Raw genomic sequence first — 23,204 nt, 5'->3', positions numbered from 1 at the left:
GGTTTCCTATATAATCTTCGCAAATTATCTTTATGGTGCTACGTCATAAGGACTCATCTCATAACATAAAGGCTTAGCTTTTGAGGGCTTGACTCAAGGGCGGTAGCGTATTCAATTTTAAGGAATATTTGATGAAACTACTCGTTACTGGTGGCGCTGGATTTATCGGCTCTGCGGTCGTTCGTCATATTATCAATGACACTTCGGATGAAGTTGTGAACGTCGACTCTTTAACTTACGCTGGTAATCTAGAGTCGCTAGAAAAAATCCAATCCAATGAGCGCTATGCCTTTGAGAAGGTTGATATTTGCGATCGTGCCGCGCTGGATCGCGTATTCTCTGAGCATAAGCCTGACGCAGTAATGCATTTGGCAGCGGAGTCCCACGTGGACCGTTCTATCGATGGCCCAGCGGCATTTATTGAAACCAACATTGTAGGCACCTACACGTTGTTAGAAGCGTCTCGTGCTTACTGGAACACCTTGGATCAAGACCTAAAGAAGGCGTTTCGCTTTCATCACATCTCGACTGATGAAGTCTACGGCGATCTAGAAGGTACCGATGACCTGTTTACAGAAGAGACATCATATGAACCTTCTTCTCCTTACTCGGCTTCAAAAGCGTCGAGCGATCATTTAGTTCGAGCATGGTTGCGAACTTATGGCCTTCCTACAATCGTCACGAACTGTTCAAATAACTACGGTCCGTATCACTTCCCAGAAAAGCTTATTCCTTTGATGATTTTAAATGCCTTGGACGGAAAACCACTTCCTGTATACGGCGACGGTATGCAGATCCGTGACTGGTTGTTTGTAGAAGATCACGCTAGAGCACTGTACAAAGTGGTTACAGAGGGTGAGGTAGGTGAGACCTACAATATTGGTGGTCACAACGAGAAGGCGAATATCGAAGTTGTTAAGACTATTTGCTCTCTGCTAGAAGAGTTGGTTCCAAATAAACCTGCGGGTGTTAACGCTTATCAAGAGCTTATCACTTACGTGACAGACCGCCCAGGACACGATGTGCGTTATGCCATTGATGCGTCGAAGATTGAACGTGAATTAGGCTGGAAGCCTGAAGAAACTTTCGAATCAGGTATTCGCAAAACGGTCGAGTGGTACTTGAGTAACAAACCTTGGTGGAGCCGTGTACTGGATGGCTCATACAGTCTAGAGCGCTTGGGAGCAGAGAAGTAATATGAAAGGTATTGTCTTAGCTGGTGGGTCAGGTACCCGCCTATATCCTTTGACTCGTGGTACGTCGAAACAGCTACTTCCAATCTATGATAAGCCAATGGTTTATTACCCGATCTCTACACTGATGCTTGCAGGTATTCGAGATATCTTGATCATCACAACACCCGAAGACCAGGCTGGCTTCCAGCGACTTCTTGGTGATGGCAGTGATTACGGTATTAATTTGGAGTACGCCATTCAACCAAGTCCAGATGGTCTTGCTCAAGCATTTATTATCGGTGAAGAGTTCATCGGCGATGATTCAGTTTGTCTTGTATTGGGTGACAACATATTTTACGGACAGGCCTTCAGTAAACAGTTGCACAATGCTCGAAGCTTAACAGAACAGGGGCTTGCTACGGTATTTGGCTACAAAGTCAAAGATCCAGAGCGTTTCGGTGTAGTCGAGTTCGATTCAGAAATGAAAGCGGTATCGATCGAGGAAAAACCGGTCGAACCTAAATCTGATTATGCAGTCACAGGGCTATATTTCTATGACAACCGTGTCGTTGAGATGGCGAAGCAAGTCAAACCATCTGAGCGTGGGGAACTCGAGATCACTACGCTGAATGAGATGTACTTAAACGATGGCTCTTTGAATGTTGAACTGCTAGGCCGCGGATTTGCTTGGCTTGATACCGGAACGCATGAAAGCCTACATGAAGCTTCTTCTTTTGTTCAAACTGTTGAGCACGTTCAGGGCCTGAAAGTTGCTTGTCTTGAGGAAATCGCATGGCAAAACGATTGGCTTTCTGATGATGAACTTAGTGCAATAGCGAAACCAATGCTCAAGAACGAATATGGTCAGTATTTGACGAGATTGGTGGCGGATAAACGCAAGAGAGTGAATAAGCAATGAAAGTACTGATTACAGGTTGCCAAGGACAAGTTGGCTACTGCCTAGTTGAGCGTTTGAGTAAACGTTCTGACATTGAAGTTGTTGCCCACGATCGGGATGTGCTCGACATCACTGACTTAGAGCAAGTCAATGCATTGATTGCTGACATAGCTCCGGAGGTAATCATTAATGCTGCTGCTCATACCGCGGTTGATAAAGCGGAGAGTGACATCGACCTCAGTTACGCCATTAATCGCGATGGTCCTAAGTACCTAGCGATGGCTGCAGAGAGTATCAATGCACTGTTACTGCACATATCAACGGACTATGTTTTTGATGGCATTAAATCTGAGCCTTATTTAGAAGATGATCAGACAGATCCTCAAGGGATCTACGGTAAGAGTAAACTAGCGGGTGAGCAGGCTGTTCAGGAGCATTGTTCTAAGTACGCTATCTTACGCACTGCTTGGGTATTTGGCGAACATGGGAACAACTTCGTTAAGACAATGTTGAGACTGGGTGCTGATAGACCAGAGCTTGGAATTATTGGTGATCAGTTTGGTGGTCCTACCTACGCAGGTGACATAGCGGATGCCCTTATTGAGATGATGGACAAATTTGAAACGCGTGAGAATGACCCATCAGGTATCTATCACTTCTCTGGTTCTCCTCATGTCAGTTGGTTTGAGTTTGCCAGTGAAATCTTTTCAGAAGCTAAAAAACATGGCGTACTCGAAAATGTACCTGCTGTAAACGAAATTACTGCGGATCAGTATCCACTGCCAGCACCTCGCCCAGCAAACTCACGACTAGATTGTAGTAAAGTAAAGTCTGTATTTGGAATTACTCCAAGTGATTGGAAGCATGCTCTGAACAATATTGCGGAATATAAGTAATGAAAGTAATTGATACCAAAATCCCAGAAGTAAAAATCATTGAACCTCAAGTGTTTGGTGATGAGCGTGGTTTCTTTATGGAAACATGGCAGCAAAAGAAATTTGAAGAGTTTGTTACTGGTGGTAAGCCAACTACTTTTGTTCAAGACAACCACTCTAAATCGAAGAAAGGTATTCTAAGAGGTCTACATTACCAGACGGAAAACACTCAAGGTAAGCTAGTTCGAGTTGTATCGGGCGAAGTTTTTGATGTGGCTGTTGATGTTAGAAAGGGCTCTGCAACATTTGGTCAATGGGTCGGAGTTACACTTTCGGCCGAAAACAAGCGAATGTTGTGGGTACCTGAAGGTTTTGCTCATGGCTTCTATGTGACGAGTGATGAAGCAGAGTTTGTTTACAAGTGTACTGATTATTATAATCCAGAAAAGGAAGAGTCGATTGTTTGGAATGACAATACCATTAATATAGCGTGGCCATTAGTACAAGAGGCTCCATTGTTGTCGGAAAAAGATAAGCTTGGGAAGCAACTACAAGAAGCTATTCTTCTGTAACAATGAAATAGTCGGAGTTACTATTTGTATGAATCAAATATTTAAAACCCTAGTTAGCAACAGCACGTTACTTATACAGATGTCAAAACGTGATATTCTAAGTCGCTACAAGGGTTCAGCCTTTGGCTTAGGGTGGTCGTTGTTCAACCCCCTGATGATGCTCGTGGTGTATACTTTTGTATTTTCAGTTGTATTTGAGGCTAAATGGGGAGTGAAAGGCGCTAGCAATAATCAAGTTAATTTCGCGGTCGTGCTATTTTCAGGCATGATCGTGTTCAACGTGTTTTCTGAATGTTTTAATCGAGCAACAACTTTGATTACCGCTAATGCTAATTACGTAACAAAGATCGTCTTTCCATTAGAGATTCTTCCGTGGACGATTCTTTTTAGTGCTCTATTTCATAGCGGAGTGAGTCTTCTTATTTTAATGGCCTCATCATTAGTATTGATGGATGAGTTACATATGACGATCCTTCTCCTTCCTTTAGTGTGGATCCCTTTCTGCATATCCTTAGTTGGATTAATGTTAGTGCTATCTTCGGTAGGTGTGTATTTTAGAGACCTAAGTCAAGTAACCGGAGTTTTGACAACTGTCTTGATGTTTACTTCGCCTTTGTTTTTCCCACTTAGTGCATTACCTGAGTCTCTGCAGCCACTCTTAATGCTAAATCCATTAGCATATTTTATTGAAGAGACAAGAAATCTCACCATCTTCGGTGAACTTCCAAATTGGTCACATTTATCGATTGCCTATGTATTATCTCTAATTGCGCTATTGATTGGTGACAAGTGTTTTAAAACACTGAGAGCAGGTTTCGCAGATGTCATATAATAAAGCAATTACACTTACTAAATTAAGTAAGTGTTATCAAATTTACGATAGCCCTAGAAATCGCCTTGTTGGTCCACTAAGCAATAAGATTCGTTCTATCATAGGTTTAGAACAAAAAAGTTATTACACTGAGCATTGGGCTCTCAAAGACATTAACTACAGCATTGATAAAGGTGATTCTGTAGGAGTGATCGGTCGCAACGGTGCTGGCAAATCAACATTACTACAGATTTTGGCAGGTACTCTTATACCTACCAATGGAGATATATCTATACATGGGCGTGTGGCCGCATTACTCGAATTAGGTGCCGGGTTTAATCCGGAGTTTAGTGGTCATGACAACATTTATATGAATGCAAGCATCTTGGGGCTTTCGAAAGATGAGATTAATGAGAGCTATCGGTCTATTGTAGAGTTTGCCGATATAGGCGACTTCCTCCATCAACCAATAAAAACATACTCGTCTGGAATGTATGTCCGACTAGCATTTGCGATAGCAGCGAACGTTGAGCCTGATGTATTAATAATTGATGAAGCGTTGGCTGTTGGAGACATTAGGTTTCAATTGAAATGCTTGGAGAGAATGAATGAGTTGAAGTCTAAAGGCACTACAATATTATTCGTGTCTCATTCACCAGAACAAGTAAAAAGGTTTTGCAATAAAGCGATTTGGATTGATGGCGGAGTTATTAGAGAACAAGGAAGCTCTAACGAAGTTTGTGATAAGTATAATGATTATATGTGTCAGGTAGACTCTGTTGATGCAGATGTAAACGACGAGAAAAGTATCGCATCATCACCAGCCAAAATATTGAACACGACATTAAACTCTTATTCTCTGAAAACAGGTTCGAAGCTTATAGTTACAATCGAGTACGAAGTTAATGACGAAGTTGTCGACGGGTTGCTTGCCGGTGTGGCTTTATATTCCTCGGATAGAAAATATCTTTTTGGGATTAATACAGATCTAGATAATATGGAAATTGCCAATAATAAAGGAATACACAGAATAGACTATGTAATCGAAAAACTTCCTCTCCTTCCTGGAAGTTATGGTTTTGATATTGGATTAATGGGGCAAAAAAGTTTGATTGGGTTCGACTATAAAACAGAGGCAGTAAAGCTCCAAGTATACAACGACTATAAGGGTGAAGGTATATTTTATATTGAACACCATTGGTCACAAAATGACAAGGGCTCAAGTTGATGCAAGCAGTAAACAAATATAGTCGAGAAGGTATTGCCAACCAAAATGACTCACTTCACTTAGTGTCTTCCATGGTAAATGAACACTCTAGAGTGCTTGATGTGGGTTGTTATGAAGGTGCACTAGGAAAACACCTGATCGAAACCAAACATTGCGTAGTTGATGGTATCGAATATGATAAGGATGCCGCAGAAGTTGCTAAAAAGTACTACAGGAACGTTACAGTTCTCGATCTTAACTTGTTGGAAAAACAATTCGATCAAGGTCCTACATATGACTACGTAATATTCGCCGATGTTCTAGAGCACTTACTAACCCCCGAGAAAGTGCTGTCCGTATTTAAAAAACTCTTGAAAGATGATGGTAAAATAATCATCTCAGTCCCTAACGTTGGATATCAAGGTGTAATCGCTAGCCTCGCGCAAGGGGAATTTAATTACCAGGATACAGGGATTCTTGATAAGACTCATGTGAAGTTTTTCACAAGGAAGACAATAAAAGACTTGGTCGAGTCATCTGGCTACTATATTTATCAAACCCAAGACGTAATTGTACCTAGTTCTTTTTCAGAGTTTAAAGATCTATTCAATATTCATAACGCACAGCACCAGGAAAAGCTACTAGCTAATTTTCCCGATGTCGATGTCTACCAATTTGTCATGTGTTGTGGGTTGAAGGATATTGAAAATCCAGTAAGTAATAATTCAAATAAAAGTCAAAGTTCTCCATCATTTAAGTCGACCCTGTACTTTAAAACGATTGATAAAGGCTACGAGGAAAGTAATAGCTCATTCCTACTTACACCTTATAGTCTTGTACCATCAAAATTGACATACTATATTCCAAGTGAAGTTATATTTGAAGAACTTAGATTTGATCCATTGGATGAGGATTCATATAGTATAATAAAATCAATAGTACTAAAAAGTGAAAGCGACGAAATACTTAATATCGTAAACCTTGCCGACGTATTACCTGGAAATGAAAAAACAGAAACACTTTTGACAACGAAAGGCCTACTAATATCCGCGAGCGAAGGAGGCGATCCTAGTGCGATTATTGATATATGTAATAATGGCGATAAGTTGGCAAACAAAAGTTTAAAATTAGAGATAGAAATCGACTTGCTAAACTCTGAGTCTCGTTTTTATCATCTAGCAAAGTCTCTAGCAGAAGAAAATCAAAATCTAATAACGTCTAGTAGTTGGAGGTTAACTTACCCACTTCGATGTTTTCATTTAGTGTTGATTAATAAAGTTATTCCGATAATAAAATTATTACGGAAAAGAACATTAGGTGATATTACTAAAGCGCTTTATGCAGGGATAAAGAAAGAAGGGCTAGTTAAATATTGTTCAAGAAAGATAAAAGATCTTTATTATTGCAAAGGAAGCTCTCCCGTTGAGTTATACAAAGAGTACTTAGTTCGCGAACCGGAAGTATCTCTTAGGTCCCAAAGAGAGGCTGTTGATAATCTCAAGAACGTAAACCAACCTTTAATCTCGGTTATACTTCCCGTCTATAATGTCGGGGAAAAGCACCTAGTAGAGTGTATCGAGTCAGTAATAGCCCAAAGTTATTCTAACTGGGAGTTGTGTATTTGCGACGATGCATCCAACAAAACTCATATTAAGACTACACTTGATTACTATAGTGAAAAATACGCTAATATTAAAGTAGCGTACAGAAAAACGAACGGTCATATCTCAAACACGAGTAATGATGCAGCCAATTTAGCATCGGGTAGTCACTTAGTGCTATTAGATCATGATGATTTGCTTCATCATGATGCACTGCTTTTTATGGCAAATGAAATTATAACGAATCCAGAAAGCGAATTAATATACTCAGACGAAGATCATTTGAGCTCTAGTGGTGATCGAATCGAACCTTTTTTCAAACCAGATTGGTCTCCCGCCCTGCTGTATAGCCAGAACTATATTGGACATCTTGTTTGTATTTCGAAATCACTGTTTGAGCGAGTAGGCGGCTTTTCTGTCGGCGCAGAAGGTGCTCAGGATTATGACTTATTGCTAAAAGCTAGCGGTCTAACCAAGTCTGTTTCGCATATACCCAGAGTTCTTTACCACTGGAGAGAGCACGAACAATCGACTGCAAGTAATGCAAACAGTAAACCTTATGCACATGAAGCTGGTAAGAAAGCTTTAGCAAAACATCTAGCGGAAAAGTATGGAAATCTGTATTCGGAAGTCGAAGATGGAGATAATTTGTTTACTTATCAGCCAAAGTTTACTCTAGAAAGGGCTACTAAAGTCTCAATAATAATACCTATTAAAGACAAAGTGGAATTGCTGATAGAGTTAGTGGAAAGCATCGAAAGTAAAACGACTTGGAAAAATTACGAAATAATCATTGTGGATAATGGTTCAGTCGAGAGCGAGACGAAAGAATATCTGGCCAAAATAGGTAAAATGGAACACTGCAAAATTGTTGAAGACAATAGTGATTTTAACTGGTCTAGGGTGAATCAAGTAGGTGTGTCGGTCGCTACTGGCGATGCCTTTGTCTTTTTAAACAACGATACTGTTGTTATCTCAGAAAACTGGCTTGAATCGTTAATTTCTTGGGCACAATTACCTGATGTCGGTATTGTGGGACCACAACTTCTCTATGAAGATGGAACGATTCAACATGCAGGTATAGTTGTTGGGATGAACCAATGGGCCGATCATGTGTTTAAAGGCGAAGATCCGGTCCATAAAGTTGGACCGTTTGTTTCACCAATATTGACCAGAAATGTATTGGCGGTAACAGGGGCATGTCAGGCTATTACTAGGGCCAAGTATGAAGAACTCGGTGGGTTTGACGTAAATTTTGTAATTTGTGGGAGCGACGTAGAATTATGCCTTCGTGCCCATAACCATGGTTACTTTAATGTATATCTATCTACAGTACAGTTATATCATTTAGAGTCTAAAAGTCGAAGCAGTACTGTACCTGATGTAGATTTTGAGTTATCAAGAATCAAATATGAACCATATCGAACTAAGACAATTGATCCGTTCTATAATGCAAACCTAAATCTAATGTCGACAAATCCAGTGGTAAAAACATGATTAATTGGCTGATAAACCATCTATTAAAAAATAGATACGTCTACGATAAAGCAAAAAACGCATATAATCGTGCAACCAAAGAGCAGGGTCGACAAGATCTTACCGATATTCCAGAGGCTACACCATTTCGAATGGAAGCTAGCGAAATAAAGGAAGCTCGAATCAACCTGCTGGTTCCAGCGTTATCTGAACAACATGTTTTTGGTGGCATATCAACTGCTTTAAGGTTTTATGAAGAGTTAATTGAATACTTCCCTTCCGCTAGGATCATTGTTACTGATGAGACTTCAACTCAGCTTAAAGACAAGCAATACTACTCAAGTTGGAAGGTTAAAGATATTGGAGAAAAAGATATAAGTGATAATGTAATTGTTGTTGCTGGAAATAGAATCGGCAAACAACTTTTCATTAGAGAAAATGACTATTTTGTATCTACAGCTTGGTGGACCGCAATAAACGCATTCCGAATGTTGGACTGGCAGGAAAAACAATTTTCACTGAATTTACAGCGCAAACAAGTGTACTTCATTCAAGATTATGAACCAGGATTTTATGCATGGTCGGCAAGATACGCGCTAGCTGACGCAACCTATAGAAAACAATCAAAAACTATTGCAATTTTTAATACAAAGCTATTAAGTGAATACTTTAGTCAAAAAGGCTATAATCATGAAGTTGCATACCATTTCGATCCAGTATTGAATCCTGTTCTTAAAGCGAAAGCCGAGAAATCTCATAATCCTAAGAAACTTAAGCGGATTCTATTCTATGGGCGTCCTTCCGTCGAAAGAAATTTATTCCCACTGATTATTCAATCACTAAGACTGTGGGTTGAAAATAATCCAAATGCTTCTGACTGGGAAGTGCTATCTGCGGGTGAAGATCATGAGCCTATTGATCTTGGCAGGGGAGTAATGGCAAAGCCGTTGGGTAAATTATCGCTTGAAGAGTATTCAAAAGTGCTTGAAGAAACCTCTGTCGGTGTATCATTGATGTTATCCCCACATCCAAGTTATCCACCTCTTGAAATGGCAGCATTTGGAGTCAGAGTCGTCACAAATAACTATGAGAACAAGGATTTGACCAAATTGGTTTCGAATTTAGACACTCCAGTGACTCTTGACCCCCAAGATATATCATTATCAATAGCAAATGCATGCGATGCTCATGATGAAAAAAGTAGGTGTGAAATTCGAAATGACGTCTTTACTAACGAAAGTAGCGAATTTCCTTTTGTCAAGCAAGTCGCTAATATATTAATAAGTGATACTAAGGGGAAAGACATTGGATAAAATAGTACTTTTTGTTCCTTGCTATAATTGCGAGAAACAAATCACAAGGGTTATTAAACAACTCGAAACAAATAATCACTTCGAGTATTTTTACGAGATAATGATTATTGATAATGGCAGTAGCGATGGAACAATAGACTCCGCTATCAATATGGTTAGAGCTTCTAAGATTAACAATATTCGAGTAGTGAAAAACAGTCAAAATGTCGGCCTGGGAGGGACCCATAAGCTTGCATTTAGACATGCAATAAAGATAAATGCGTCACACATTGCAGTTCTACACGGTGACGATCAAGGTCAAATTAATGACCTTGTAAATATCCTGGAAAATCAAGAGCATAACGAATATGACTGCTGTTTAGGAAGTCGATTCGACCCTCAGTCAAAACTTGCAGGGTATTCAAAATTTAGAATCTTCGGCAATTACGTGTTTAATGTCATTTTCTCTGTAGCAGCAGGGAAAAAAATAACTGATTTGGGCTCTGGATTAAACATATATAAAGTGTCAGCGATTAATGACAAGAAAATAGAAATGTTTTCAAACGATCTTACATTTAATTGCTACATGGTTTTGTACTCAATCAATAAAAATCATAGTATGAAATTCTTTCCAATAACATGGAGAGAAGATGATCAAATATCTAATGTGAAATTGTTTAGCCAGGCAAAGAAAACTCTAAAGATTGCGAAAGAGTACTTTTTTAGAAAGGAAAAAGGCTTGGTGTGTAAAAATAATGTAATCGACTTCGATTCTATTTACTTCATCGAAAAGTATTCCGGAGAAAAATATGATTAACTTGGTAGTACCAATGGCTGGCCTTGGTAGCCGCTTTTCCAAGGCTGGTTACAAGTTTCCTAAACCACTTGAAGATCTTCACGGTAAGCCATTCTTTTGGTGGTCGATTCAATCTGTAGCCAGAGAGATTAAAATTTCGTCGCTAACTTGTGTGGTATTGAGAGAACACGTAGAGACCTTTGATATTGACAAGAAAGTACTTGGCTATTTTCCCGATGCAAAATTTGTAATCTTAGACGAGCTAAGTGATGGAGCATTGGATTCTGCAATGGCAGGACTGAAGTCATGTGATAATCAAGAGCCTATCTTAATAAACGACTGCGACCATGCTTTTGAAATTAAAGGTTTACCTGAGATTGTGAGCAGACTATCGTCAGGTAAAGTCGATGGTTATCTTTGTCACTTCAAAGCTGATTCGCCGGCGTATTCGTACGCAAAATATAACAAAGACAGTGGTCTACTTGAGTTCACTGCCGAGAAAGAAGTGATCAGTGAATTAGCAATCGCCGGGCTGTATATGTTCAGAAATAAGCAAATCATCGAATCATACTTTGAAGAGTATAAAGAAAAGTGTACATACAACGAGACTTTTATTAGTGGGCTATACAACTTTATGGCTCAAGATGGTATGTTAATCAAGGGCAAACAACTCGAAAGCCATCTGTCTTTTGGGACACCAGAAGAACTTACTTTAGCCAAAAGAAACTTACCATACATCAATTGGGAATAAAGAGGTCTAAATGAATTTCTTTTATTTTTCTTTAGCGGTTCTCCTATTGATTGTAGGTCACTCCGTTCGGGTTCGTAGATGGAATAATATTCTCCCAAGCGAAAGTGACTCATTGAGATCTGTACAATTTGCATCACTTTCACTAGGTTATGTTATTAATTTTTTCGTCCCATTTAAGTTAGGGGAACTAGTTAGGGCTTGTTCCTATTCTTTTTTGGGTAAGAGAGATCTGTCGGTTAGTCTCGCTTCTGTGGTTTTTGAGAGACTTATCGATATTTTATTGTGGTCCGTTTTAGCTAGCCCGTTCCTAGTATTAATTGTTGGTAATAGTATCAACCTTGAAAGCAATAATCTCCTCGGTATTGTTGTGTCTCTACTTGGAATTACATTCTGTGTGTTGATTGCAACAAAAGGAAGAGTCAAGTATATATCAAACTACATCTCATCAATCTTTAATGATGAAATATCTTATAATTTAAGGCATTTCTTTTGGGCATTGGGAGAAAGCTACTTGCGAGTGCGAGGAAATTTACTAAGCTTTACAGTAAACACACTCATGATGTGGCTTCTATATGCCTGTAGCTACCTCTTTTTGTCTCTTTCACTAGACGCACCAATTGCGGTGCTAGTATCCTCTTTGTTTAATTCACCTTTGAGCTCTACTTTGGAGGTCATTGTTAATAACGTTAGTGTAGCGGATGCTGTCGTTATCTCCATTTACTTTTTATGTCCTGTTATTTTTATATCAGGCTACGTCCTAATAAAAAATAAGTTTAGTTATCAGCCTAAAAGAGTCATTAGTTGGTTTGCTAACCCAAGCATGCAAATGCCAAATAAAAAAGACTATTTTGCAAGTAAAGAACAGTTCAAACTGTTCCTACTTCGTAGCTTTAGAAACGAAGTAGGGATTATCTCCGAGTTTGATAAATTTGGGATGGGCGATAAAGTTGTTCTACATCGAATATTTCACGGCGGATCTGATGCTTTGACTACCTTAATCGAAAATTCGGGAAACCTATACGTTCGTAAGTTCGCTTCCTCGAGAGGTAAAGAAAAACTCCTGGCCCAAAAAAGCTGGCTAACAACCCATCAGGGTGATCTCCCACTCGCTTCTGTTTCTGATGAAAAGAGCAGCACTGATTGTTACGTGTACGATATGCCTTATAGTACTACTTCAGTCGATTTTTATGAGTATATTCATACTGTTGACACTGAACAGTCCTGGAACGTTCTTCAGCAAGTTGTTGAAAACATTGGCTACTTCCATGATCTAAAACAAAATGGTCACGCAACAAGTGAAGAGATAAATAAGTATATCGAGGAAAAATTGGTCGATAACTTCAATAACATTAAGTCTCTTGCTAGCGAGATCTTCGAAAATCAATATGTTATCGTTAATTCGCAAAAAATTGACTTAGATATAATTGAAAACTGGATTAACAGTAGTGAGGTTGTGAGTGAGTTTGAACACAAAATTACAACGACTATACATGGTGATTTGACAATTGAGAACGTGATTATCGATCCAGAAGCAGAGAAAGGATGGTTTATTATAGATCCTAACGTCGGGAACTTATTTGAGTCTCCACTAATTGATTATGCAAAGCTAATGCAGTCTCTGCATCTAGGGTATGAATCTTTGAATCGTTCCATAGACTGTCAATATCAGGGTGATTCTTTATCCGTTAGTTTTTACCGTTCATCACAATATGCTGCTCTCAGCGAGAAGTATGATGCGTGGTTGGAAACCAATTACAGTAGACAATTCTTGAAAGAAGTTAGATTGCACGAAATTATTCACTATATGCGCTTGATTCCTTATAAGTTTAGAAAGGACGAGCAAGTAGGTATAGCTTTCACTGCATGTATGCTACTTTTAGTCGACAAATTCATGAAGGATTTCAACTGATGTTAAAAGCAATACTCTGTGATATGGACGGGACTCTCATAGATACTGAATACGCGAATGCGACAGCGTACAGTAGATCTTTGTCTGAATTCGGTCTTTACATAGATTCGGATGAGTTTAGAAGAAAGTACAACGGTATGTCATGGAAGGCATTCCTTCCGAAGATATTACCTTCAATCACAGAACAACAAATGTTAGCTGTTGCAGAGAGAAAAAAAGTAATTTATCGAGAATTACTACATGAAACTAGGTTGAAGCAAAACATTGTTGAAATGGTACGAGCTCTAAAGAGAGATAACTCTATAGCTCTCGTTACAACCGCATCTAGGAGTGCGACGGAATCACTGATTAGTTATCACCGAATAGGGGACCTTTTTGATGTAGTTATCTCTGGTGATGATGTCGACCAGCCAAAACCTTCACCAATCCCTTATCTGATTGCAGCAGAAAAACTAGGTGTTGAGCTACAAGAGTGCCTTATACTCGAAGACTCTGAAATAGGTATTCAGTCTGCCAGATCTACTGGAGCGACTGTAATAGTGGTTGATAGTGAGTAGCAGGATCTTTGGTTTTGTATCGTTAGCAGCAATAGGTTGGGTCATAGACTTAGTGTTTATGACCTTTCTAGTTTACCTACTTGTTGAGCCCGGTATCGCAAATTTTATAAGCGCTAATATAGCTGCCACATTTGTATATTGGAGTGCCAGAGCGTTTGTCTATAGAGTCAATGTAAATAGAGCTTCATTCTACGGTTACCTAATATATATAATGTATACAATTGGCATTGTCGCACTTTTTTCTCTATTAATTCAGCTCACCTCTGTCTATCTTAATGAATTACTTGTTGGTAGTCAGTATGAAATAAGCTTGGTTTCAACTGCTCTGGCCGTTAAAGTGTTTTACACGCCATTCAATCTTGCACTAAATTACTTAGTTTCTTCTAAATTAGCAAATTTAAATAATGAATATAAAAACTAAATTTCATATGCTTCTCGCTTCGAGATACTTAAGTCTTATTTTATTTGGATTGAGTTTTATGGTCCTATGTTTCCGGAATATGGATCCGGTCACATACCCTACTCTATATGCAGAGGATGGTGTCTGGACAATAAAGATGCTTACTGCCGGTTTTTATGACACTGCATTCGAAACCCGGGTTTTCCCTATTCTTGGATTTGTTGTATTTTATAAGATAGGTCATTTTCTAGTAAGTATCTTGTTTGGTGGAGACTTAGGGTATCTACCCTTAATGTACTTCATTCTATCTAATGCCTTTCTTTCATTGCTCGTTGTGTGTACTTATAAGGTTTTTCACAAAAAACTCTCAGTACTAGCAGTAGTAGGCGTAATTTTATTTATCTTGTTTCTACCCGTGGGTTGGAATAGCAATGAAATATACGGAAGGGTATTAAACTTAGGGTTTGTATTTCCATTCTTTCAAATAGTGCTTCTGACTTCGTTGTTCGATGGGAGGAAAAACAATCTCTACGTTATATTTGTAGTGCTATTTGCTACTTTATCCAGCTTAACATTCCCAGTCGGGATGGGTATTAGTGTAGCAACAGCGGTACTATTGTTTTTCTATAGCTTTCGTAGCAACGCAAAAAAATACTATATTACTTGTTCATTGTTGCTTTTGTTAAGTGTTGTATTCTGCGTGCTCAAACTGTCCGCCTCAACTTTTACAAGTGAGGGGGGAGCCGACCTACCTTTGCGAGTTGAATCGCTCATCGAGTTCTCTATTGCAAGAACATTGCTCTATCCCATAGTATTTTCTTTCTATAAGCATCTAAATGATTTTATAGTTGTCGGTATTTTTCTGGCAGTTATCACATTGCTTGTAAGGTCGATTAATAGTACTTATTCATCTAATGGTGATAAGGCAAGTTTTTATATATTGCTTAATCTATGGCTTGGTTTTTTTATTTACTGGATTGCTACAGTTTTTATGAGAATCGGCCTGTCAAGCCTATTCAATGATTATGGTTCAACGTTCCCTGACCGATATTTCACTGGATTAAACATGCTATTCTTTCTGACTTTGTGTTACACCATAGAGAAGAGCGATTTAAAGCATGTGAGTAAAGTCGTAGCGTTAGTTGTAATGATTTCCCCAGTTGTTCTAACTAGCTATAGTCGCATTGAATTAAACAAGCCAAGAATGAGTTTCAATAGTGTGGCTCCATGGAATGAAGTGATTTGTAATGATTTTTCTAAAGAAGGTACTAGTATCATAGATATTCCGCCCAAGGGTTGGACTATAGATTTAACTAAAGCACTCGACAAGGAGATATTATCCGGTGATTGCAAGGAACCAGTACGCTATGACTTTTGGCCTTTAAAGAGTCTTAGTCCGCCGGTAACTAAAGTGTCGAACGTTCCTGAAGGTATAAAAAAGCAAACTCTAGAAATATTAAGTTTGAATAGTATCGAAGTAGATGCCGAGCGTTCCGGCACCTATCAATTGAGAACTACCGGCAACGACCCCTCAACTTTAATTATACGAGATTGGAGTGTCAGAAATAATCGTTACGAAAGAAACTTGATTTCAATAAGACTAGATTCAGCCGTTGATGGCGTCGCGCAACTTTACTATCGAGGCAATTCAAATAAAGAGTTCTCAGAGGCTAACAGTCTATTGTTTGAGATCACAAAAGGAGTAAACGATATTTATTTAAGCGTAGACAACAGTGTACCAGAGAAAGGACTTCGGTTTGACCTCCCAGAGGGGTATCCAAATACGTATAAAATTCACATATCCAGTTCCAGGGAATAATAACGGTAGCAGAATATGTTATTTAATTCTATTCAGTTCATATTTTTCTTTTTGCCAATTGTTTTGTTGGTTTATTATTCCCTGAACTATTTGTATCTCTCTAGGTTCGCTAAATTATGGCTGGTTTCTGCCTCTCTATATTTTTATAGTTACTGGGAGTTGAGTTATTTGCCATTAATAGTGCTATCCTTGGTGTTTAATTTTTTCTCTGGGATTTATATTAATAGACTCCGCACGTCACCTTTGTCGTTTTCTACAGCGAAGAGATTGATGCAAATAGGGGTTTTTGTCAATTTACTTGTGCTGGGTTATTTTAAATATTCGTATTTCCTCGTCGAGTCAGCAAACCAACTGGTAGGCACAAATATTGATTTCGAGAAACTAATCCTTCCTCTTGCTATTAGCTTTTTTACATTCCAACAGGTTTCCTATCTGATTGATTGTTACAAAGGTGAAGGAAAGGACTATGATTTTATATCTTATAGCTTATTTGTGGTTTTCTTTCCGCAACTTATAGCTGGACCAATTGTACACCACAAGGAAGTCATCCCCCAATTTAAAGTCAAAGGTTCAAAGAAGATTCAGCCTAAGAACATTTTATTAGGGGGAGGTTTCTTTTCTATTGGGCTGTTCAAAAAAGTTGTCGTAGCAGATCAATTCGCAATTTGGGCGGATCAAGGTTTTTCTAGTGTAGCGAACTTACATTTTATAGACGCCTAGGTTGCAAGTTTAAGTTATACATTTCAGTTATATTATGATTTTTCAGGGTATGCGGATATGGCAATTGGCAGCGCATTACTATTCAATATCCGCTTGCCTATTAACTTTAATTCACCATACAAAGCATTATCTATCCAAGATTTTTGGCGTCGATGGCACATTACATTGTCCCGTTGGCTAAGACACTACGTCTATATACCACTAGGTGGTAGTCGATGCTCTAAGTATAAGGTTTATCGAAACTTGTTCCTCACAGCGCTAGTTAGTGGTGTTTGGCATGGTGCAGGAACGACATTTATTATTTGGGGTGCTCTACACGGTATAGCTATGGTGATTCATCGAGGATGGTCGTCCTGTGGGTTACGCTTGCCAAATCTAGTAGCTTGGTTCGTTACTTTTAATTTTGTCAACATCGCATGGGTAGTATTTAGAGCTCCAGATCTAAACATTGCATACGAATTTATTTGTATTATGCTTGGATCTAAGGGGTATTTACAAATCGATAGTGAACTCGTAAATGTTTTGGGGATGCTCTTAAATACGAGCTACTCGTTCCCATTTGTTCAATCTTCAGTTAGCTATATGGCAATTCCAGCAGTGCTCTTGACTATGCTACTTACGTTAATTTTGAAAAATAGTCACAACCTTGTTTTAGAATCTAATGTTCAAAAGATAAGATATGTCGTGTTTTTCGGTTTTATCTTTGGGTTGTCAGTTTCTAGCATGTTAGCATCTTCATCCTCAGTATTCCTTTATTTTAATTTCTGATTCTATGAAAAATAAAATCACTATATTCTTAGTCTCTGCTTTGCTCACGGCTTTGGTTGTTCCATCGATTAATATATTTTATTCTCTATCAGAAAGCAGTTGGAGGGAGTATAATATCAAAAGGCTGTATAGCCTAGATTCTTTAGAAGGTGAAATTAATCACTACTTGTTTAATCAAGAGTTAAGTTTGGATAATAATGTAGCTTTAGTCGGCAAGGAAGGTTTTATTTTCCTAGGGAACAACTATGATAGAGTTACAGAGTTGCATCAAGGTTATATTGTAAAGGACAATGAGATATCGACTTTGATAGACGAACTATCTGTGAAGCAAGCCTATCTAAATGAAATTGGTATCGCAAATATATTTATAATTGCCCCTGATAAGTATAGTGTTTACCCTAATTACCTCCCTGATTGGTTGAAGATCTCAGACGATAAACCAGTGGATAAATTTATGCGCACTGCTTCCAAAAGAATGCTTGATGTCGTCTATTTGAAAGACGTTCTAAGAGAAGGCTCGGAACACTTAACATTCTATAAAACCGATACTCATTGGAATAGATATGGCGCCTATATTGGCTATCAAGAAACGATAGGGACTCTGAATAAGTTATTTGATGTCGAATTACAGCATATTACTGAAATGGAATTTTTGGAGACTGAAAAGGCTGGCGGCGACTTGGCTCAGTTTCTAAAGATTGGCAATCTTGTTCAAGACATAGAGCCTAATCCTTTGGACATTGTAAGCGAGCTGAAACGATGTAAGTATGACACAAGTACGCAAACGAAATATGAATGTGGTTTAGTTACTAACGGTGAAACTCATGTCAACCAACAGGCATTTTATACAGAGAACCCTCTAGCTCTAAACAACAAAAAGTTGCTTTATCTACGCGACTCCTTCGGTGACGCTAACTCCATCTACTTTCAAAACACTTTCAATAAGACGATTCAGGTCCATTACAACAACTTAGTAGGAAACGAACTTCTAGGTTTGATCCATTCAGAGAAGCCCGATGTGTTGATTTATCAGGTCGTAGAGCGCGGTTTTTACTCTGGAGGGTATACAATACCTTGGAATACGGATTTTCACGTTTCAACGGTAAACCCGAGTTATGACCTCGTCGATGAGAACCTAACAAAAAGCACTCTAAGCTCATTTATCGACTTATTTTCTCTATTTGATGGTTCGTTACAGGTCGAATCCTCTAAAGGTGATGGTTTCTTTATTTTTGAACCTAGTTTTTTAGAGCACGAAGGGTTTAAACTTCATGTTGCTTTAGAGTCATCTACTTCTGGCCAATTACAAATCTTTTACCAAACCAATGATTTTCGACAGTTTAAAGAATCTAATAGTATTCGATTAGAACTAAAGGAAGGCTACAATACTTTTGAGATTGTTTTTTCACCGAATGTGCATAGAGAGCAGATAAGATTCGATCTACCAGAGTCTGGGGGTAAGTTCATATTTCGGAATCTTCACCTTGAGAATATATAATTTCTTAACTTATTAGACAACGAAAAGTAAAAATGACCAGCAGGCTTAATGCGATGAAAGAAGATTTGAGAAATGGCGTAGCAGCAATAATCGTTACCTATAACCCGTCAATAGCTCAATTGTCGTGTTTGGTAAACAACCTTCGTAATCAAGTTCCCTCTATTTTTATAATAGACAATAATTCAACTAATCTCTTATATTCTCCTCCATGCGAAAGTGTAGTCTTAGTACGATTATCAGAGAACATGGGGATTGCGAAGGCACAAAATATCGGTCTGTCCGAAGCTAAGCTTCGTGGACACGAAGATTTTATTTTCTTCGATCAGGACAGTATCCCTGCGCATGATATGGTACACCATTTATTATGCACTCGCACACTCGCTAGTAAGCAGAGTTTCAACGTAGCAGCTGTTGGACCGGTGCATATCGATCAGGACAGTTGTTCAGATAGTATTTTTATTAGCACACAACAGGATAAGGTAGAAAAAATCGAACCAGAAGTTTATCGAAAAGAAGGCAAGAGCTTTGCTGTCTGTGATTTTCTTATAGCTTCTGGTTGTTTGTTTTCTGTTAAGGCACTCGAAACTATTGGCTATATGGAAGATGAATTGTTTATCGATTGTGTTGATATAGAGTGGGGCTTCCGTGCTAAGTCGAAGGGGTGGCATTGCGTTGCTTCTTTTGAAGCCAAGATGCACCACAAGATTGGTGATGCTCCGTTGAAAATATTTGGACGGAGTATAACGACACACTCACCATTGCGGCACTACTATTTTTACAGGAACTTCTATCAGTTACTAAAACGGGCTTATATACCTAGCTGTTGGAAATGGCACACACTGGTTAAATCCAGCATTCAGGCTGTGATTTTTTCACTGTTCCTTTCTCCTAGATTGGAACAATTCAAATACATTTTGAAAGGTATACTGCATGGTCTAACTGGTAAAAGTGGTAAATATGAGTAAGACACTGGTATACGTCATCAACGTTGATTGGTATTTCCGATTACATTGGCTAGAAAGAGCAGAGTATTTTCAATCTCTAGGTTACAGTATTCACATAGTCAGTAACTTTACTGACAAGACTACAATGGATGAGTTGTTATCTCGGGGCTTTGTGTGTCATGAGCTCTCAGTTAGGCGTAAGAGTATCAACTTACTCAGAGAGCTGAGAAGTATTCTTAAACTCAAGGGATTAATCGAATCAATCAATCCAGACTTAATCCATTGCGTGACGATCAAGCCAAATGTATATGGTGGTTTGCTTAATCGACTCTTTTTTGATAAACCTATCATTTACAGCGTCACAGGTTTAGGTGCTGTTTTCAGTTCAACCTCATTAAAGTTTGTTCTCTTGAGAAGATTTGTAACAGTTCTACTAAAACTGATTTCAAGCCAAAAATCACGCTTTATTTTTGAGAATGGCGACGACTATCAACACTTTACGGAAGTTGGTATTCTCAAGCATTCTAATGGCACAGTAATTAAGGGAGCGGGTATCGACTTAACTCGCTTTGCGCCTTCCTCTCCACCAATGAATAAGAGCGTGCTTTTTGCGGCTCGTCTTCTTAAGGACAAAGGACTTCACTGTTTGATCGATGCTAAAAACATTTTAGCAAAGCGAGGTGTTGACTTTACCCTCAATGTTGCGGGGATAGTAGATAACGATGTATCTTCCGCGATACCGCTGTACCAGATTGAGCAGTGGGCTAGTGAAGGAGTGATCAATTGGCTCGGTAATGTGCAAGATATGCCAAGATTAATTGGAGAAAATGATATTGTTTGCCTGCCGACAACGTATGGTGAGGGAGTACCAAGAATCTTGATTGAAGCAGCTTCTTGTCAGAGAGCCATTATCACAACGGATGTTCAAGGTTGCAGGGAAATTGTAACGCATGAGAGTAATGGCTTACTCGCTGAACCACGAGATGAGGTCTCTCTTGCAGACAATCTACAAACATTACTTTTGGATAGAAACAAGCTGATTGAGTTTGGTATTTGTGGTAGAGCAAAGGTTGAAAATGAGTTCTCTCAGGAGATGGTGTTTGAAAGAACTCATAAAGTCTACAAAGAGTTACTCAGTCTATAGTAGCTTTTGGGGTTGATACCCAGTTGGAGCATCCAGCAACAGTCGGGTAATACACTCTTCATCAAAATTATGACAGCAGCTATCAAGTTCGGATAAGAGAGGTTCCATCAGTGCCCAGGTTAACTTTTCTTCTTTGGCTGTCATAATTTTGTTGTGCCCACTCCCTTCCACATTGTCACCAATCAACAGCTCCTCATAGAGCTTCTCTCCGGGACGCAAACCTGTAAACTTAATCGTGATGTCACCCTCCTGACCACATTCATCAATGTGCTCTCTCATCCCCATCAAGTGAATCATTCTTTTGGCAAGATCCAGGATTCTCACAGGCTCTCCCATATCTAAGACAAAAACTTGCCCATTGTGACCCATAGCTCCTGCTTGAATGACCAACTGAGCGGCCTCTGGTATCAACATAAAGTAACGAATAATATCAGGGTGGGTTACTGTTACAGGGCCCCCTTGACGGATTTGCTGTTTAAACAATGGTACAACCGACCCTGATGAGCCCAGTACATTTCCAAAGCGGACCATGGTAAAAGTGGTGTTATGCTGTTTGTCTGCCAGCGCTTGAAGGACCAATTCCGCCATGCGTTTAGTTGCCCCCATGACATTTGTTGGTCTGACCGCTTTATCAGTTGAGATCAGCGTAAAATTTTGTACCTGACAGTTAATTGCCGCTTGCGCGCAGTATAGGGTACCAAATACGTTGTTACGCACCCCCTCAACAATATTGCTCTCGACAAGTGGTACATGTTTATAGGCAGCTGCATGAAAAACGGTATTTACCTTGTTGGCTAACATGGTCTTTTCTAAACGATTCTGGCGTTGGACTGACCCTAATACTGAAATAATAGCTACATCGAGGTTTAAACGTTCCTTGATATTATTTAGCTCTTGATCAATCTTATACAAGTTATATTCGTTAAGCTCAAATAAAACCAATGAACGAGGTTTCAGGCGAAGAATTTGGCGGCAAAGCTCCGAGCCAATTGAGCCTCCAGCTCCTGTTACCATGACATTGGCTTCTTCAATGTTCTTTGCCATAAGTGTCATGTCAGGTTCAACCGCTTCACGACCAAGCAGGTCTGCGATATCCAAATCCTTGACCTCCGTCGAGTCTGCTTTCCCCATTGCTATATCTTCCACCGATGGAACGGATAATATCTCTACCGGCCAGTGCGATACCTTTTCGAGTAATCTTAAGCGCTCGCCTTTCCCTATATTATTTACAGCTAATAATACTTTTACTGGACTATATAAACCCTTTAAATCATCAAATTCAGAGCTGTGGTAAACACGTACACCGTAAAATATCTGCCCAACTTTTTCTGGGTCATCATCAAGAAGAGCTACTGGGTGAAATTCAGTACCTTGGATTAGTGCGCTCGCAAGATCTCGGCCAGCGGCCCCTGCGCCATAGATGAAGACGTTGGGCTTTTTACGTTTGTAGACTTGATAGTAGACAGAACGAATGAGTACCCTTGGTCCGCCAAGAATCAAAATAGCTAAGCCAGCATAGATAAAAGGAACACTTCTTGGAATAAAGGTGTGAAAAAAGAAACCAGAGAGGGCGAGAGTCATTGCTGAGAGAAAAACAGCAAAGAAAATGGTACTTAGAGCCGGTAACATCATATAGCGTAATACCGCACGGTACATGCCTAAGTTTATAAAGCAGACGATGGTAACAACGATAGTACTTACAAGGCTCAGAACTTCGGGAACATGTAACTCAAAAATATACACGTTGAGGCGTAATGCGATCGCCAAATACAAAGATAGTGCAATGGCAATAATATCGTATGTTATTGTTATTGTTCGCTTTAATTTTCTGTCCGCAGAGAGAAGAAAATCGAAAGGCGTGTGAAATAGCATGATAAACCTAGCTGTTGACGAATTTTTTATGATGTTTTCCTATATTCTACCTGCTGTTGGTTAAACTAGCTAGATGATAGCGGCTAGGGCGCTAGATAGAAGTACGAAGTGGTTCACAA

18 protein-coding genes and 1 pseudogene are annotated in these 23,204 nt (G+C 39.1%); 18 read left to right on the top strand and 1 reads right to left on the bottom strand.

The genetic code is table 11. The features are described from left to right. Positions 1 to 131: 131 nt before the first annotated feature. From rfbB to L2W36_RS18605, 18 genes and pseudogenes are all read left to right on the top strand, one after another. Positions 132 to 1,196, top strand: a complete 1,065-nt coding sequence (gene rfbB, locus L2W36_RS18690; RefSeq protein ID WP_236111065.1) for a dTDP-glucose 4,6-dehydratase — start codon at positions 132 to 134, stop codon at positions 1,194 to 1,196. Between the two features lies 1 nt (position 1,197). Then, positions 1,198 to 2,094 (top strand): glucose-1-phosphate thymidylyltransferase RfbA, encoded by an 897-nt coding sequence (gene rfbA / locus L2W36_RS18685; protein ID WP_236111059.1) that lies wholly within the window; start codon positions 1,198 to 1,200, stop codon positions 2,092 to 2,094. Further along, entirely contained in the window at positions 2,091 to 2,969 is an 879-nt protein-coding gene (gene rfbD, locus L2W36_RS18680; RefSeq protein WP_236111057.1) for a dTDP-4-dehydrorhamnose reductase, read from the top strand. Before rfbA ends, rfbD begins: the two co-directional genes overlap by 4 nt. Next, positions 2,969 to 3,520 carry a dTDP-4-dehydrorhamnose 3,5-epimerase gene (gene rfbC / locus L2W36_RS18675; RefSeq protein WP_236111054.1) on the top strand — a complete coding sequence of 184 codons (552 nt, stop codon included), beginning with the start codon at positions 2,969 to 2,971 and terminating at the stop codon, positions 3,518 to 3,520. Before rfbD ends, rfbC begins: the two co-directional genes overlap by 1 nt. Positions 3,521 to 3,548: 28 nt before the next feature. Then, complete coding sequence (locus L2W36_RS18670; RefSeq protein ID WP_236111052.1) at positions 3,549 to 4,352, top strand: ABC transporter permease; 804 nt, start codon at positions 3,549 to 3,551, stop codon at positions 4,350 to 4,352. After that, positions 4,342 to 5,559 (top strand): ABC transporter ATP-binding protein, encoded by a 1,218-nt coding sequence (locus L2W36_RS18665; RefSeq protein ID WP_236111050.1) that lies wholly within the window; start codon positions 4,342 to 4,344, stop codon positions 5,557 to 5,559. The genes L2W36_RS18670 and L2W36_RS18665 overlap by 11 nt, the downstream gene beginning before the upstream one ends. Beyond that, complete coding sequence (locus L2W36_RS18660) at positions 5,559 to 8,636, top strand: glycosyltransferase (RefSeq protein ID WP_236111048.1); 3,078 nt, start codon at positions 5,559 to 5,561, stop codon at positions 8,634 to 8,636. The genes L2W36_RS18665 and L2W36_RS18660 overlap by 1 nt, the downstream gene beginning before the upstream one ends. Beyond that, the gene (locus L2W36_RS18655; RefSeq protein ID WP_236111045.1) at positions 8,633 to 9,928 is read left to right on the top strand and encodes a rhamnosyltransferase WsaF family glycosyltransferase; all 1,296 of its coding nucleotides are present in this window, start codon (positions 8,633 to 8,635) and stop codon (positions 9,926 to 9,928) included. The genes L2W36_RS18660 and L2W36_RS18655 overlap by 4 nt, the downstream gene beginning before the upstream one ends. Further along, the gene (locus L2W36_RS18650; protein ID WP_236111042.1) at positions 9,921 to 10,724 is read left to right on the top strand and encodes a glycosyltransferase family 2 protein; all 804 of its coding nucleotides are present in this window, start codon (positions 9,921 to 9,923) and stop codon (positions 10,722 to 10,724) included. Before L2W36_RS18655 ends, L2W36_RS18650 begins: the two co-directional genes overlap by 8 nt. After that, a complete protein-coding gene (locus L2W36_RS18645) occupies positions 10,717 to 11,454 on the top strand; it encodes an NTP transferase domain-containing protein (protein WP_236111040.1) in 738 nt (245 codons plus the stop codon). Before L2W36_RS18650 ends, L2W36_RS18645 begins: the two co-directional genes overlap by 8 nt. A gap of 10 nt (positions 11,455 to 11,464) precedes the next feature. Beyond that, positions 11,465 to 13,363, top strand: coding sequence for a lysylphosphatidylglycerol synthase transmembrane domain-containing protein (locus L2W36_RS18640; RefSeq protein WP_236111038.1), 1,899 nt, complete (start codon positions 11,465 to 11,467; stop codon positions 13,361 to 13,363). Then, a complete protein-coding gene (locus L2W36_RS18635) occupies positions 13,318 to 13,920 on the top strand; it encodes an HAD family hydrolase (protein ID WP_329605680.1) in 603 nt (200 codons plus the stop codon). The genes L2W36_RS18640 and L2W36_RS18635 overlap by 46 nt, the downstream gene beginning before the upstream one ends. After that, positions 13,913 to 14,341: a hypothetical protein gene (locus L2W36_RS18630; protein ID WP_236111033.1), complete on the top strand. Its 429-nt coding sequence runs from the start codon at positions 13,913 to 13,915 to the stop codon at positions 14,339 to 14,341. The genes L2W36_RS18635 and L2W36_RS18630 overlap by 8 nt, the downstream gene beginning before the upstream one ends. 136 nt (positions 14,342 to 14,477) lie before the next feature. Further along, positions 14,478 to 16,139 (top strand): hypothetical protein, encoded by a 1,662-nt coding sequence (locus L2W36_RS18625; RefSeq protein ID WP_236111031.1) that lies wholly within the window; start codon positions 14,478 to 14,480, stop codon positions 16,137 to 16,139. Between the two features lie 15 nt (positions 16,140 to 16,154). After that, a pseudogene (locus L2W36_RS18620) lies at positions 16,155 to 17,627 on the top strand (MBOAT family O-acyltransferase). Between the two features lie 4 nt (positions 17,628 to 17,631). Continuing rightward, positions 17,632 to 19,125, top strand: coding sequence for an alginate O-acetyltransferase AlgX-related protein (locus L2W36_RS18615; RefSeq protein ID WP_236111030.1), 1,494 nt, complete (start codon positions 17,632 to 17,634; stop codon positions 19,123 to 19,125). A 32-nt stretch (positions 19,126 to 19,157) separates the two neighbouring features. Beyond that, complete coding sequence (locus tag L2W36_RS18610; RefSeq protein ID WP_236111028.1) at positions 19,158 to 20,090, top strand: glycosyltransferase family 2 protein; 933 nt, start codon at positions 19,158 to 19,160, stop codon at positions 20,088 to 20,090. Continuing rightward, positions 20,083 to 21,213: a glycosyltransferase family 4 protein gene (locus L2W36_RS18605; protein ID WP_236111025.1), complete on the top strand. Its 1,131-nt coding sequence runs from the start codon at positions 20,083 to 20,085 to the stop codon at positions 21,211 to 21,213. Before L2W36_RS18610 ends, L2W36_RS18605 begins: the two co-directional genes overlap by 8 nt. Here the strand turns inward: L2W36_RS18605 and L2W36_RS18600 are convergent. Next, the gene (locus L2W36_RS18600) at positions 21,208 to 23,085 is read right to left on the bottom strand and encodes a nucleoside-diphosphate sugar epimerase/dehydratase (RefSeq protein WP_236111022.1); all 1,878 of its coding nucleotides are present in this window, start codon (positions 23,083 to 23,085) and stop codon (positions 21,208 to 21,210) included. The genes L2W36_RS18605 and L2W36_RS18600 overlap by 6 nt on opposite strands. Positions 23,086 to 23,204 lie beyond the last annotated feature (119 nt).

Source organism: Vibrio sp. McD22-P3, from assembly GCF_021568915.1.
In the GTDB taxonomy this organism is placed as follows: Bacteria; Pseudomonadota; Gammaproteobacteria; order Enterobacterales; family Vibrionaceae; genus Vibrio; species Vibrio mediterranei.
This window is presented reverse-complemented; position numbering and strand designations above follow the sequence as displayed.

Coding starts and splice junctions, on each gene's coding strand:
- rfbB (WP_236111065.1), top strand. CDS start 132: ATGAAACTACTCGTTACTGGTGGCGCTGGATTTATCGGCTCTGCGGTC.
- rfbA (WP_236111059.1), top strand. CDS start 1,198: ATGAAAGGTATTGTCTTAGCTGGTGGGTCAGGTACCCGCCTATATCCT.
- rfbD (WP_236111057.1), top strand. CDS start 2,091: ATGAAAGTACTGATTACAGGTTGCCAAGGACAAGTTGGCTACTGCCTA.
- rfbC (WP_236111054.1), top strand. CDS start 2,969: ATGAAAGTAATTGATACCAAAATCCCAGAAGTAAAAATCATTGAACCT.
- L2W36_RS18670 (WP_236111052.1), top strand. CDS start 3,549: ATGAATCAAATATTTAAAACCCTAGTTAGCAACAGCACGTTACTTATA.
- L2W36_RS18665 (WP_236111050.1), top strand. CDS start 4,342: ATGTCATATAATAAAGCAATTACACTTACTAAATTAAGTAAGTGTTAT.
- L2W36_RS18660 (WP_236111048.1), top strand. CDS start 5,559: ATGCAAGCAGTAAACAAATATAGTCGAGAAGGTATTGCCAACCAAAAT.
- L2W36_RS18655 (WP_236111045.1), top strand. CDS start 8,633: ATGATTAATTGGCTGATAAACCATCTATTAAAAAATAGATACGTCTAC.
- L2W36_RS18645 (WP_236111040.1), top strand. CDS start 10,717: ATGATTAACTTGGTAGTACCAATGGCTGGCCTTGGTAGCCGCTTTTCC.
- L2W36_RS18640 (WP_236111038.1), top strand. CDS start 11,465: ATGAATTTCTTTTATTTTTCTTTAGCGGTTCTCCTATTGATTGTAGGT.
- L2W36_RS18635 (WP_329605680.1), top strand. CDS start 13,318: ATGTATGCTACTTTTAGTCGACAAATTCATGAAGGATTTCAACTGATG.
- L2W36_RS18625 (WP_236111031.1), top strand. CDS start 14,478: ATGCTTACTGCCGGTTTTTATGACACTGCATTCGAAACCCGGGTTTTC.
- L2W36_RS18615 (WP_236111030.1), top strand. CDS start 17,632: ATGAAAAATAAAATCACTATATTCTTAGTCTCTGCTTTGCTCACGGCT.
- L2W36_RS18610 (WP_236111028.1), top strand. CDS start 19,158: ATGACCAGCAGGCTTAATGCGATGAAAGAAGATTTGAGAAATGGCGTA.
- L2W36_RS18605 (WP_236111025.1), top strand. CDS start 20,083: ATGAGTAAGACACTGGTATACGTCATCAACGTTGATTGGTATTTCCGA.
- L2W36_RS18600 (WP_236111022.1), bottom strand. CDS start 23,085: ATGCTATTTCACACGCCTTTCGATTTTCTTCTCTCTGCGGACAGAAAA.